Raw genomic sequence first — 13,030 nt, 5'->3', positions numbered from 1 at the left:
TCGTCTGGGACGCGACCCCGAATGGGTATGTGATAAGGCTTTGCAAGTTCTGGCCAATTTTCGGCTAAGTCGACTTCACCTTATAACAACAATCGTCAGATTGTTTGGGTGTTATATGGTCAAGCCTCACGGGCAATTAGTATTGGTTAGCTCAACGCCTCACAGCGCTTACACACCCAACCTATCAACGTCGTAGTCTTCGACGGCCCTTTAGGGGATTCAAGATCCCAGTGAGATCTCATCTTGAGGCGAGTTTCCCGCTTAGATGCTTTCAGCGGTTATCTCTTCCGAACGTAGCTACCCGGCAATGCCACTGGCGTGACAACCGGAACACCAGAGGTTCGTCCACTCCGGTCCTCTCGTACTAGGAGCAGCCCCTCTCAAATCTCAAACGTCCACGGCAGATAGGGACCGAACTGTCTCACGACGTTCTAAACCCAGCTCGCGTACCACTTTAAATGGCGAACAGCCATACCCTTGGGACCGGCTTCAGCCCCAGGATGTGATGAGCCGACATCGAGGTGCCAAACACCGCCGTCGATATGAACTCTTGGGCGGTATCAGCCTGTTATCCCCGGAGTACCTTTTATCCGTTGAGCGATGGCCCTTCCATACAGAACCACCGGATCACTAAGACCTACTTTCGTACCTGCTCGACGTGTCTGTCTCGCAGTCAAGCGCGCTTTTGCCTTTATACTCTACGACCGATTTCCGACCGGTCTGAGCGCACCTTCGTACTCCTCCGTTACTCTTTAGGAGGAGACCGCCCCAGTCAAACTGCCCACCATACACTGTCCTCGATCCGGATGACGGACCAGAGTTAGAACCTCAAGCATGCCAGGGTGGTATTTCAAGGATGGCTCCACGCAGACTGGCGTCCACGCTTCAAAGCCTCCCACCTATCCTACACAAGCAGGCTCAAAGTCCAGTGCAAAGCTACAGTAAAGGTTCACGGGGTCTTTCCGTCTAGCCGCGGATACACTGCATCTTCACAGCGATTTCAATTTCACTGAGTCTCGGGTGGAGACAGCGCCGCCATCGTTACGCCATTCGTGCAGGTCGGAACTTACCCGACAAGGAATTTCGCTACCTTAGGACCGTTATAGTTACGGCCGCCGTTTACCGGGGCTTCGATCAAGAGCTTCGCTTGCGCTAACCCCATCAATTAACCTTCCGGCACCGGGCAGGCGTCACACCCTATACGTCCACTTTCGTGTTTGCAGAGTGCTGTGTTTTTAATAAACAGTCGCAGCGGCCTGGTATCTTCGACCGGCATGGGCTTACGGAGCAAGTCCTTCACCCTCACCGGCGCACCTTCTCCCGAAGTTACGGTGCCATTTTGCCTAGTTCCTTCACCCGAGTTCTCTCAAGCGCCTTGGTATTCTCTACCCAACCACCTGTGTCGGTTTGGGGTACGGTTCCTAGTTACCTGAAGCTTAGAAGCTTTTCCTGGAAGCATGGCATCAACCACTTCATCGTCTAAAAGACGACTCGTCATCAGCTCTCAGCATTAAGCGCCCGGATTTACCTAAGCACTCTGCCTACCACCTTAAACTTGGACAACCAACGCCAAGCTGGCCTAGCCTTCTCCGTCCCTCCATCGCAGTAACTAGAAGTACAGGAATATTAACCTGTTTCCCATCGACTACGCTCTTCAGCCTCGCCTTAGGGACCGACTAACCCTGCGTCGATTAACGTTGCGCAGGAACCCTTGGTCTTTCGGCGTGCGAGTTTTTCACTCGCATTGTCGTTACTCATGTCAGCATTCGCACTTCTGATACCTCCAGCAAGCTTCTCAACTCACCTTCACAGGCTTACAGAACGCTCCTCTACCGCATCACTTACGTGATACCCGTAGCTTCGGTGTATGGTTTGAGCCCCGTTACATCTTCCGCGCAGGCCGACTCGACTAGTGAGCTATTACGCTTTCTTTAAAGGGTGGCTGCTTCTAAGCCAACCTCCTAGCTGTCTAAGCCTTCCCACATCGTTTCCCACTTAACCATAACTTTGGGACCTTAGCTGACGGTCTGGGTTGTTTCCCTTTTCACGACGGACGTTAGCACCCGCCGTGTGTCTCCCATGCTCGGCACTTGTAGGTATTCGGAGTTTGCATCGGTTTGGTAAGTCGGGATGACCCCCTAGCCGAAACAGTGCTCTACCCCCTACAGTGATACATGAGGCGCTACCTAAATAGCTTTCGAGGAGAACCAGCTATCTCCGAGCTTGATTAGCCTTTCACTCCGATCCACAGGTCATCCGCTAACTTTTCAACGGTAGTCGGTTCGGTCCTCCAGTCAGTGTTACCTAACCTTCAACCTGCCCATGGATAGATCGCCCGGTTTCGGGTCTATTCCCAGCGACTAGACGCCCTATTAAGACTCGCTTTCGCTACGCCTCCCCTATTCGGTTAAGCTCGCCACTGAAAATAAGTCGCTGACCCATTATACAAAAGGTACGCAGTCACCCAACAAAGTGGGCTCCCACTGCTTGTACGCATACGGTTTCAGGTTCTATTTCACTCCCCTCTCCGGGGTTCTTTTCGCCTTTCCCTCACGGTACTGGTTCACTATCGGTCAGTCAGTAGTATTTAGCCTTGGAGGATGGTCCCCCCATATTCAGACAAAGTTTCTCGTGCTCCGTCCTACTCGATTTCACTTCTAAGATCCTTTCGCGTACAGGGCTATCACCCACTATGGCCGCACTTTCCAGAGCGTTCCGCTAAAATCAAAGAAGCTTAAGGGCTAGTCCCCGTTCGCTCGCCACTACTAAGGGAATCTCGGTTGATTTCTGTTCCTCAGGGTACTTAGATGTTTCAGTTCCCCTGGTTCGCCTCTTGCACCTATGGATTCAGTACAAGATACCTAGGTTATCCTAGGTGGGTTCCCCCATTCAGAGATCTCCGGATCAAAGTCTGTTTGCCGACTCCCCGAAGCTTATCGCAGGCTACCACGTCTTTCATCGCCTCTGACTGCCAAGGCATCCACCGTATGCGCTTCTTCACTTGACCATATAACCCCAAGCAATCTGGTTATTGTCTCTAACGTGAAGACGACATTCGCCGAAAATTCGCGCTTGAACTCGCAAATTTTACCTTGACTTGATTAATCACCAGTGAAAGAGATTAATCAGTCTACTTCTATCACATACCCAAATTTTTAAAGAACGGTTCTGGCGCAAAGACCAGAAATCAATGCCATTCTCAAGGCACTCATTTCTGAGCTTTCAGCGATTTAAGAGTGGATGGTGGAGCCAAGGAGGATCGAACTCCTGACCTCCTGCGTGCAAAGCAGGCGCTCTCCCAGCTGAGCTATGGCCCCTCGAAGACCTGCCACGCCCATGACAATTGGTGGGTCTGGGCAGATTCGAACTGCCGACCTCACCCTTATCAGGGGTGCGCTCTAACCAACTGAGCTACAGACCCAATCGTCTTACTCTCGGGTCTAACAACCCAATCGCTTTTCGCAAGTGAATCAAGCAATTCGTGTGGGAGCTTATGAAGAAGCTGATGTCTTCGATTAAGGAGGTGATCCAGCCGCAGGTTCCCCTACGGCTACCTTGTTACGACTTCACCCCAGTCATGAATCACTCCGTGGTAACCGTCCCCCTTGCGGTTAGACTAGCTACTTCTGGAGCAACCCACTCCCATGGTGTGACGGGCGGTGTGTACAAGGCCCGGGAACGTATTCACCGTGACATTCTGATTCACGATTACTAGCGATTCCGACTTCACGCAGTCGAGTTGCAGACTGCGATCCGGACTACGATCGGTTTTATGGGATTAGCTCCACCTCGCGGTTTGGCAACCCTTTGTACCGACCATTGTAGCACGTGTGTAGCCCTGGCCGTAAGGGCCATGATGACTTGACGTCATCCCCACCTTCCTCCGGTTTGTCACCGGCAGTCTCCTTAGAGTGCCCACCATAACGTGCTGGTAACTAAGGACAAGGGTTGCGCTCGTTACGGGACTTAACCCAACATCTCACGACACGAGCTGACGACAGCCATGCAGCACCTGTGTCTGAGTTCCCGAAGGCACCAATCCATCTCTGGAAAGTTCTCAGCATGTCAAGGCCAGGTAAGGTTCTTCGCGTTGCTTCGAATTAAACCACATGCTCCACCGCTTGTGCGGGCCCCCGTCAATTCATTTGAGTTTTAACCTTGCGGCCGTACTCCCCAGGCGGTCGACTTATCGCGTTAGCTTCGCCACTAAGATCTCAAGGATCCCAACGGCTAGTCGACATCGTTTACGGCGTGGACTACCAGGGTATCTAATCCTGTTTGCTCCCCACGCTTTCGCACCTCAGTGTCAGTATCAGTCCAGGTGGTCGCCTTCGCCACTGGTGTTCCTTCCTATATCTACGCATTTCACCGCTACACAGGAAATTCCACCACCCTCTACCGTACTCTAGCTCAGTAGTTTTGGATGCAGTTCCCAGGTTGAGCCCGGGGCTTTCACATCCAACTTGCTGAACCACCTACGCGCGCTTTACGCCCAGTAATTCCGATTAACGCTTGCACCCTTCGTATTACCGCGGCTGCTGGCACGAAGTTAGCCGGTGCTTATTCTGTCGGTAACGTCAAAACAGCAAGGTATTAACTTACTGCCCTTCCTCCCAACTTAAAGTGCTTTACAATCCGAAGACCTTCTTCACACACGCGGCATGGCTGGATCAGGCTTTCGCCCATTGTCCAATATTCCCCACTGCTGCCTCCCGTAGGAGTCTGGACCGTGTCTCAGTTCCAGTGTGACTGATCATCCTCTCAGACCAGTTACGGATCGTCGCCTTGGTGAGCCTTTACCTCACCAACTAGCTAATCCGACCTAGGCTCATCTGATAGCGCAAGGCCCGAAGGTCCCCTGCTTTCTCCCGTAGGACGTATGCGGTATTAGCGTTCCTTTCGAAACGTTGTCCCCCACTACCAGGCAGATTCCTAGGCATTACTCACCCGTCCGCCGCTGAATCATGGAGCAAGCTCCACTCATCCGCTCGACTTGCATGTGTTAGGCCTGCCGCCAGCGTTCAATCTGAGCCATGATCAAACTCTTCAGTTCAATACTGCTTGGGTTTTGAGAAAACCCTAAACTTGGCTCAGCAATCGCAAATAAACTCTCGAATTCACGAGTGTTACTTGTGTTGCTGATAATCAGTCGACTACCAGTCTTACATCACAAGCACCCACACGAATTGCTTGATTCAAGTTGTTAAAGAGCAATTTCGATCAAGTCTTTCGCCTCAACCGAGGCCGCGCATTCTACAGCAGCCTTTCTTTCTGTCAAGCTGTTTTTCGAAGAATTTCTTCTTTCTACTCAACAACTTGCGCCTCAGTGATTCTTTCGCTTCACATCAGCGGGAGGCGAATTCTACAGCGTTCAAACTCGCTGTCAACACCTCTTTTTCAGTTTCTTTCGGAGTCACCCGAGCGAAACCGGCGATACCTGAAACCAGCCCGGCACCACCCTTCCACCGCACCGATCAAACCTTGGCTTGACCACCCTCCAGTTACTTAACCTATTGATTTACAAGAGGTTTTTCTTGGATTCCGCTGTGGAAGTGGTGCGCATTATAGGGATACGAAACGGCACGTCAACACTTTATTGAAATCTTTTCGCGAGACCGCCCCAGAGTGCGACAGCCGCCGCTTCCTGGAGCCTCTGCCGAACGAATCGCTGAACCGATGGCCGACTTGCTACTCAAAGGTCCGAACCGTTTGCCACCCCGGCACAGCCCTATACAAGAGGAACCTCCATGCACGAGCTGACATTCGAAGTCGGTGAGCACTTCCAGATTGGCGATGGCATCGTCGTCAGAGTGATCGCCACCCAGGGCTCGCAGACCAAGCTGGGCATCGAAGCCCCCCGGGATGTCGCCGTACACCGCGAAGAGATCTACGAGCGCATCTGCAAGGAACGGCAGCAATCGAGCACCTGCTGAGTCCCTCTATATATAGAAGGCGATAGAGTACGCAGCACACCCTCCTCCTCCGCCGTCATGAGCCTGGCTAGGTGAAGGCCTCCACGGTGGAGCGCACCTTCACCAGCGCATCGCGCAACGCCCCCATTCCCACAGACCCCAATGCCAGCCTCAGCGCATGGGGTACCTGGGCGGACGTCGCGAAAGGCTCGGCGGTCGATACCGAGATCTGCTCACGCATCAGCGCCATCGCCACTTGGTCGGCCCGGGCATCCTCGGATAGCGGTAGCCAGAGGAAGTACGAATCGGGATGACGCACAACGCGCAGCCCCGCCAGCAGCTCACCGGCCAGCGCCTGCCGTGCCCGGGCGTCTTCGCGCTTCTCCGACTCCAGCCGCTCCACGGTGCCGTCCTCCACCCAGCCACAGGCAATCGCCGTCAGCACGCCAGCGGTATTCCAGGCGGTCGCGCGGATGGTGCGCTCCAGCCCCGCCACCAGGGATGCGGGCGCCGCCATGAAACCGACCCGCAACCCCGTGGCCACGCTCTTCGAAAACCCCGAGACATAGACCGTCCGCTCCGGCGCCAGCGCAGCCAATGGCGGCGGTGCGTCCTCGACGAGAAAGGCATAGGCCGCGTCCTCGATGATGCGCAGATCATGGCGTCTCGCGATCGCCACCAATCGCTCCCGCTGCTCGGCCGCCATCACCCAGCCCAAGGGGTTGTGCAGCGTGGGCATCGTATACAGCACCCGCACCGGCCTCTCCCGGCAGAGTCGCGCCAGCGCCTCGAGATCCGGCCCCGCCGCACCACAGGGGATGGCCACCAGTTCCACCCGCAACGCCTCCGCCAGCACCTTGAAGCCCGGGTAAGTCAGGGCATCCGTCGCCACCACATCCCCCGGCTGCAGCAGCGCCATCATCGCCACCGCCAGCCCGTGCTGCGCGCCATTGACGATCAGCACCTGCTGCGCCGCCACCCTCAGCCCCCGGCAGAGCAGATGACGCGCCATCACCGCGCGCTCGTGCAAACGCCCGCCGTGGGGTTGGTAACGCAGCAACGCCTCCAGGTCCCCGCTCAGCGCCAGCTGGCGCAACGCGGTGCGCAACAGCTCCGCCTGCCCCGGCACCGAGGGGTAGTTGAAGTTGAGATCGACCATCCCGGCTTCGACATCCTGCTGGTCCACCCCCAGCCCTGGCGGCAGCGACACCTCCCTGACGAACGTCCCGCGCCCCGTCTCCCCGCTCACCAGCCCCATCGCCTCCAGTTCCGCATACACCCGGGATGCCGTGACCAACGCCAGCCCCTCCTGCGCCGCCAACTGGCGATGGGTCGGCAGGCGTGCCCCCGGCAGCAGGCGCCCTGCGCGGATATCAGCGGCAAACGCATCGACCAGGGTCTTGTAGCGCGAACGAGGCATCGGATGTATCCATGACAATATTTTGATTGTGCTGATTCTTGCTCCTAGCATCCGTCTCATCAAGCCGCGCAGCGCCCGAAAAGGCCAACCCAGCGGCCCCCAGCGACCCGCGACGAGCGCCCAGGATGAAAGCCAGCACACCGCCCCTCACCGCCTCCCGAACCCAGGCCAACGCCACCCGTGGCTGGATCAACGGCTTCATCGGCGTATTGATCTTCAGCGGCTCGCTGCCGGCGACCCGCGTGGCCGTGCAGGAACTCGACCCCACCTTCCTCACCGTCGCCCGCGCCAGCATCGCCGGGCTTCTCGCCCTGAGCCTGCTCCTCTTATCCAGCGAGCGGCGGCCCAACCGCCAGCAACTGCTGCCCCTGGTCGTCGTCGCGCTGGGCGTCGTGCTCGGCTTCCCGCTGCTCACCGCACTGGCCCTGCAATACGTCACCTCCGCCCACTCCATCGTCTTCCTCGGCCTGCTGCCCCTGGCCACCGCCCTATTCGGCGTGGTGCGCGGTGGCGAACGACCCCCTGCCGCCTTCTGGGCATTCTCGGTACTGGGCAGCCTGCTGGTGGTGGGTTTCGCGCTGTCACAGGGGCTGACCGCCTCCCCCCGGGGCGACCTGCTCATGCTGCTGGCCATCGTCGTCTGCGGGTTCGGCTATGCAGAAGGCGCGAGACTCTCGCGCACGCTCGGAGGCTGGCAGGTGATCTGCTGGGCGCTGGTCCTGTCGCTACCGGTGATGCTCCTGCTCACCGTGGCACTGCTGCCGCCGACCCTCGCGACCCTCAGCGCGCCGGCCTGGGCCAGCCTCGCCTACGTGTCGCTGTTCAGCATGCTGATCGGCTTCGTCTTCTGGTACCGCGGCCTCGCCCAGGGCGGCATCGCTGCCGTCGGCCAACTGCAATTGCTGCAGCCCTTCTTCGGCCTGGCGCTGGCCGCCGGGCTGCTCCACGAGCGGGTCAGCCCCGCCATGCTCGGCGTCACCCTCGCGGTGATCCTCTGCGTCGCCGGCGCGCGCCGCTTCGCTCGCTGAATCCCTCCCCGGGCGGCGCGTCGCAAAGCGTCTACAGTGAGTCCGGAGGCGCGCCGGCCACCCCGGCGTCCCGCCCGCAAACCCGTCGTCGCCCTACCGGCGGCGACCGTTTCGGCCCCGGCCACAAGCCGGGAGCAACCACTGGAGGGTGCCGCACATGCCGAAGACCGCCTTGAACCGCTTCATCGAACACGCCACCGAACTGAGCCACCAGCAAGCCTCCCCCTGCGACTGCGTCGCCGCCCTCGCGCCCGTCATGGCCGAATTGCTGCACAACGCGCCCGGCTTCCTCGAACCCGAGCACTACCGCAGCGACCCCACGCACTACGCCCGCAACCTCATCCACCGCGCCGCGAACGACGAGCTCTCGCTCTACGCCATCGTCTGGCTGCCAGGCCAGTGGACGCCCGTGCACGACCACGGCAGCTGGGGCGTGGTCGGCATCCTCGAAGGCATGCTGGAAGAACACACCTTCATCTGCACCTCCTCCGCCAACGACCGCGACGACGGCATCGAACTGGCACGCGGCGGCACCCTCCTGCTGCCACCCGGCGCCGTCACCAGCTTCGTGCCCAACCCCGACCACATCCACATCACCGGCGTGCCCGGCGGGCGCCCGCGTGCCGTGAGCCTGCACCTCTACGGCCGGCTGATGCACAACTTCCACGTCTACGACCTCGCCTCCGGCACCCGCCAGCTCACCGAGGTCGAACACAACGCGGCACGATAGAAAGCGCATCACAGCGCCCTCGTCCTCTTCTCGACAAGCACCCCGCCGCGCCCCTAGCATCCGCCGGCGGCCCGAGGCCGTGCCATAGAGGAACGAGGGCCAGGCCCCGACAAGGAAGGGAAACATGGAAAAGACCGATCTCGGCGTCGCTCGCTTTCTCATCCGGGGCTTTCTGTCCCGCGAGGAATGCCAGGCCCATATCCGCATGAGCGAAGCCATGGGCTACGAAGAGGCGGCCATCCAGATGCGTGATGGCGCGCATGAGATCCACAAGAACATCCGCAACAACGACCGCATCCTCTTCGATGACCCGGCACTGGCCGCGCAACTGCTGGAGCGCGCGCGCCCCTGGCTGCCGGCCTGCCTGGACAACGAATGGGAGCTGGTGGGGCTGAACGAGCGCTTCCGCTTCTACCGCTACACGCCCGAGCAGTACTTCAAATGGCACCGGGACGGCTTCTACCGTCGCAGCCAGGACGAGCTCAGCCAGTTGACCTTCCTGCTCTACCTCAACGACGACTACGAGGGCGGCGAAACCCAGTTCCGCGACGAAGACCGCATCCGCCCCGAGGCCGGCATGCTCCTGGTCTTCCCCCACCCGGTCATGCACCAGGGCGCCACCATCAGGTCCGGGGTGAAATACGTGCTGCGCACCGACGTGATGTACCGCCGCCTGCCCTGATCGCCACAGGACCTCAGGCAGCATGGGTTTCGCTCCGCTCGGGAGCGCCGCCCGCCCCATCCTCCGAGCTCGCCGCAGGATGGGTAGAGCCCCGCGAAACCCATCGCCACCGAGCCGCCGGCCTTGCACCTGCGGCTCCTCAAATCCCCATCACGGCTCGCTGAACGACCGATGCATGCCATCGGTGAGCGGGCCGGCGATGTAGTTGAACAGCGAGCGCTCGCCCGTGAGGATCGCGACGCTCACCGGCACGCCCGGCAGCAGCGGGTAGCGCGTGCCACGGTGGACGAAGGCGTCCTGCGCCGGGCGGATGCGCACGCGGTAGTACGGCACCTTCTGCTCGTCGAGCACCGAGTCCGGGCTGATGTCCACCACCTCGCCATCGATCGGCTGGAAGCCCCGGGCGATCGAGGACACCAGCTGGATGCGCGCCTGCTGGCCCGGGTTGACCATGCCGATGTCGCCCACCGGCAGGCGGGTCTCGATCATCAGCGGCTCATCGGCCGGCACCAGGGTCATCAGCGTGCCGCCGGGCTGGATCACTCCGCCCTCGGTCACCACCTGCAGGGTCATCACCACCCCCTCGATGGGCGAGCGCACCACCTGCCGCTCGCGGCTGTCGGAGAACTTGCGCAGGCGCTCCTGCAGCTCGGTGATCTGCCGACGCGCTTCCGCCAGCTCCTTCTGCAGCTCCTCGTTGCCGCCGGAATCCAGCGAAGTCAGCGCCGCCTGCTCCTGCCGCTGCGCCGCCAGTACGCGGCCGAGGGAGGCCTGGGTTTCCTGCAGGGTGCCGCGCAACTGCTCCTCGTCCTTGAGCAGCTCCAGGTGCTCGTAGCGGTTGGCCAGGCCTTCCTTCATCAACTTCTCGCTGATGGCGATCTGTTGCCGCAGCAGCTTGAGCTTGGCGTTGAGGTGCGCACTGCGCGCCTTGAGTTCCTTCTCCTCGGCATCACGCTGGAGGATCTTCTGCTGCTGCTCCTCGTAGCGGCTGCCCAGCCGGCTCTTCTGGGCGATGAACAGGTCGCGGTTGACCTTCACCTGCTCGGGGTAATCCTTGGCCAGCTCCTCCGGCACCTGCATGGCATCGGCACCGGCGAGCTGCGCTTCCAGGCGGATGGCGCGGATGCGCAGCGACCCCAGCAACGCCTCGGTCTCGCGGCCCTCGGAGAGCATCGCCACGCGCTCCACTTCGGCCAGCGGCTCGCCGGCGGCCACGCGCTGGCCCTCGCGCACCAGGATGCGCCGGACGATGCCGCCCTCCAGGTGTTGCACCAGCTTGGTCTGCCCCATCGAGGCGACCTCGCCCGTGGAGTGGCTGGCGATGTCCAGGGTGAACAGCGCCGACCACAGCAGCAACGTCCCCAGCAGCAACGCCAGCAGGCGGATGGTCAGGCGGCTGCCCAGCAGCTCGTCCCCCGGCAGCGCATCGCCCCTGCCAGGCAGGAAGATACCGATCAGGCGGCGCAGCACCGGGTTGTTCTCGAAGGCGCCCAGCACACGATCGGCGGCGAGGCCGAGGCGGGTCGGCTGGTCGTCCAGGGGCAAGCTGTTCTCAGACATGGCTGGCTCCTGCTTGAGCGGGCTCGCGGGCGGGTTCACGCAGCACGCGCGGCACCGGCTTCTGGTTGAGGTCGATGACCACGTCGGCGGCCCCGAGAATGAAGGGCTCGTTGCTCATCACCACCAGCGTGCGGCCTTCGCGCACCAGGCGGCTGAGCAGCGCGGCGATGGCCTTGCAGCCCTCGGCATCGACGCCCTCGGTGGGGTCGTCCAGCACCACCAGGCGCCCCTCCCCCAGCACCGCGCGCACCAGCGCCAGGCGCCGGCGGATGCCCAGCGGAATGTTCGCGCCGCCGTTGCGCAGCGCCAGGCCGAGGCCTTCGGCACCGCCTTCGACGAAGGCGCCCACGGCCAGCTCGCGGCAGGCCTCCAGCACCCGCGCGTCCGGTGTATCCGGCGCCAGCACGCAGAGGTTCTCGCGCAGGGTGCCGTCGAAGAACTGCGGCTCCTGCGGCAGGTAGGCCACCTGCCGGCGCCACCATTGCGGGTCCGCCTGGCGCAGGTCCATGCCGTCCACCAGCAGGTGCCCGCGCAGAGGTTCCAGCAGGCCCACCAGGAGCCGCGCCATGGTGCTCTTGCCGCTGCCGTTGGCACCGGTGAAGGCCAGCACCGTGCCGGCCTCCAGCTGGTAGTCGAAGTGCTCCAGCACCGGCACCGCTTGCTTGGGATAGGAGAAGGCCATGTCTTCGAAACGCAGGGCACCCTGCATCTGCCCCAGGCGCACGCCCTCGGCGCGCTCGCGGGGGATGGCGCAGAGCTGGCGCACCAGGTCGAGGGCGCGCTGGCCGCGGCCGATCTGCTCGCCCAGGCCCAGCGCCCGGGTCAGTGCCGCCAGGGCCCGGCTGGCGAGGATGTTGCACCCGATCAGCGAACCGACATCGAGGTTGCCCGCCAGCACCTGGCGCGCGCCCAGGCCCATGATCACCATGCCCAGGATCAGCGTCCCGGCGTAGCTGGCGTTCTGCATGGTGTTCTGCAGGCGGTTGAGCTGCGCGCGCTGCTCGGCCTGGTCGTCGGCGCAGGCCCGCCATTTTTCCTTGAGCGCATCGGCCGCCGAAAAGGCCCGCACCATCTCGCCACCGGCGGTGAGGTTGTGCTGGTAGCCAGCCATCTGGATGGCGATGCGGCTCTGCGCCTCCATCGGCTCGCGCAGGCGGCGCTGGGCCAGCAGGGAGACCAGCGCCACGCCGGCCATCACCAGCAGCGTCATGCCGGCGAGGAAGGGGCTGAGCATGCCCAGCACCACCACGAAGACGAAGGCGAAGGGCGTATCCAGCAGGGTCACCAGGTTCGGCGCGCCGAAGCACTGCTGCACCGTGCTCTGCCCCGAAAGGATCTCGCGCCGGGCGCTGTGGGGCAGTTGCTCCACCAGCGCGTACTGGCCGCGCGCGCTGCTCTCGAACAGGGTATCGCCCAGCTCGGCATCGGCGCGCGCGCACAGCCACTGCGCCACCCGCAGGCGGGCGTTGCGCAGCAGCACCTCGAAGCCCACCGCCAGCAGCGCACCCAGGGTCAGGGTCAGCAGGGTCGCGTCCACCCCCAGGGCCAGGTAGCGGTTGAGCACGTGGATGCTGTACAGCGAGCTGGCCAGGCCGAGCAGGTTGATCAACAGCGAAGACAGCAGCAATTCCAGGCGGAGCCTGGGCTGCAGGGCGATGCGGCGGAGAAACTCGTTCATCTCGGTACTACTCGGTAAAA

At 61.4% G+C, this 13,030-nt stretch carries 7 protein-coding genes, 2 tRNA genes and 2 rRNA genes; 4 read left to right on the top strand and 7 right to left on the bottom strand.

The features are described 5' to 3' along the window. Nucleotides 1-115 precede the first annotated feature (115 nt). From PHLH3_RS10430 to PHLH3_RS10415, 4 genes are all read right to left on the bottom strand, one after another. Nucleotides 116-3,007, bottom strand: a 23S ribosomal RNA gene (locus PHLH3_RS10430). A 234-nt stretch (nucleotides 3,008-3,241) separates the two neighbouring features. Continuing rightward, nucleotides 3,242-3,317 (bottom strand) — tRNA-Ala (locus PHLH3_RS10425). A gap of 27 nt (nucleotides 3,318-3,344) precedes the next feature. Then, nucleotides 3,345-3,421: transfer RNA gene (locus PHLH3_RS10420), tRNA-Ile, on the bottom strand. Nucleotides 3,422-3,516: 95 nt separating this feature from the next. After that, nucleotides 3,517-5,053: ribosomal RNA gene (locus PHLH3_RS10415) — 16S ribosomal RNA — on the bottom strand. The 16S and 23S rRNA genes sit together here with 2 tRNA genes alongside, the layout of an rRNA operon. A gap of 694 nt (nucleotides 5,054-5,747) precedes the next feature. On the opposite strand from PHLH3_RS10415, the gene PHLH3_RS10410 reads away from it, so the two are divergent. Further along, nucleotides 5,748-5,933 (top strand): carbon storage regulator, encoded by a 186-nt coding sequence (locus PHLH3_RS10410; protein WP_173179450.1) that lies wholly within the window; start codon nucleotides 5,748-5,750, stop codon nucleotides 5,931-5,933. Between the two features lie 67 nt (nucleotides 5,934-6,000). Here PHLH3_RS10410 and PHLH3_RS10405 read toward each other — a convergent pair whose 3' ends face one another. After that, nucleotides 6,001-7,332, bottom strand: coding sequence for a PLP-dependent aminotransferase family protein (locus PHLH3_RS10405; RefSeq protein ID WP_213629131.1), 1,332 nt, complete (start codon nucleotides 7,330-7,332; stop codon nucleotides 6,001-6,003). A 125-nt stretch (nucleotides 7,333-7,457) separates the two neighbouring features. Between PHLH3_RS10405 and PHLH3_RS10400 the strand changes: the two genes are divergently transcribed. The 3 genes from PHLH3_RS10400 to PHLH3_RS10390 all read left to right on the top strand — a co-directional run bounded on the left by PHLH3_RS10400 (nucleotide 7,458) and on the right by PHLH3_RS10390 (nucleotide 9,772). Beyond that, complete coding sequence (locus PHLH3_RS10400; RefSeq protein ID WP_213629130.1) at nucleotides 7,458-8,360, top strand: DMT family transporter; 903 nt, start codon at nucleotides 7,458-7,460, stop codon at nucleotides 8,358-8,360. Nucleotides 8,361-8,517: 157 nt separating this feature from the next. Further along, complete coding sequence (locus PHLH3_RS10395) at nucleotides 8,518-9,090, top strand: cysteine dioxygenase family protein (RefSeq protein ID WP_173179444.1); 573 nt, start codon at nucleotides 8,518-8,520, stop codon at nucleotides 9,088-9,090. 124 nt (nucleotides 9,091-9,214) lie between these two features. Beyond that, nucleotides 9,215-9,772: a 2OG-Fe(II) oxygenase gene (locus PHLH3_RS10390; RefSeq protein ID WP_244863009.1), complete on the top strand. Its 558-nt coding sequence runs from the start codon at nucleotides 9,215-9,217 to the stop codon at nucleotides 9,770-9,772. 150 nt (nucleotides 9,773-9,922) lie between these two features. On the opposite strand, the gene PHLH3_RS10385 is transcribed toward PHLH3_RS10390, so the two are convergent. Together PHLH3_RS10385 and PHLH3_RS10380 are read right to left on the bottom strand one after the other, a co-directional pair. Next, nucleotides 9,923-11,332: an HlyD family type I secretion periplasmic adaptor subunit gene (locus PHLH3_RS10385; protein WP_213629129.1), complete on the bottom strand. Its 1,410-nt coding sequence runs from the start codon at nucleotides 11,330-11,332 to the stop codon at nucleotides 9,923-9,925. After that, nucleotides 11,325-13,010, bottom strand: coding sequence for an ATP-binding cassette domain-containing protein (locus PHLH3_RS10380; RefSeq protein ID WP_213629128.1), 1,686 nt, complete (start codon nucleotides 13,008-13,010; stop codon nucleotides 11,325-11,327). The genes PHLH3_RS10385 and PHLH3_RS10380 overlap by 8 nt, the downstream gene beginning before the upstream one ends. Nucleotides 13,011-13,030: the final 20 nt, after the last annotated feature.

It is taken from the genome of Pseudomonas sp. Pc102, assembly GCF_018408275.1.
In the GTDB taxonomy this organism is placed as follows: Bacteria; Pseudomonadota; Gammaproteobacteria; order Pseudomonadales; family Pseudomonadaceae; genus Metapseudomonas; species Metapseudomonas tohonis.
This window is presented reverse-complemented; position numbering and strand designations above follow the sequence as displayed.

Coding starts and splice junctions, on each gene's coding strand:
- PHLH3_RS10410 (WP_173179450.1), top strand. CDS start 5,748: ATGCACGAGCTGACATTCGAAGTCGGTGAGCACTTCCAGATTGGCGAT.
- PHLH3_RS10405 (WP_213629131.1), bottom strand. CDS start 7,332: ATGCCTCGTTCGCGCTACAAGACCCTGGTCGATGCGTTTGCCGCTGAT.
- PHLH3_RS10400 (WP_213629130.1), top strand. CDS start 7,458: ATGAAAGCCAGCACACCGCCCCTCACCGCCTCCCGAACCCAGGCCAAC.
- PHLH3_RS10395 (WP_173179444.1), top strand. CDS start 8,518: ATGCCGAAGACCGCCTTGAACCGCTTCATCGAACACGCCACCGAACTG.
- PHLH3_RS10390 (WP_244863009.1), top strand. CDS start 9,215: ATGGAAAAGACCGATCTCGGCGTCGCTCGCTTTCTCATCCGGGGCTTT.
- PHLH3_RS10385 (WP_213629129.1), bottom strand. CDS start 11,332: ATGTCTGAGAACAGCTTGCCCCTGGACGACCAGCCGACCCGCCTCGGC.
- PHLH3_RS10380 (WP_213629128.1), bottom strand. CDS start 13,010: ATGAACGAGTTTCTCCGCCGCATCGCCCTGCAGCCCAGGCTCCGCCTG.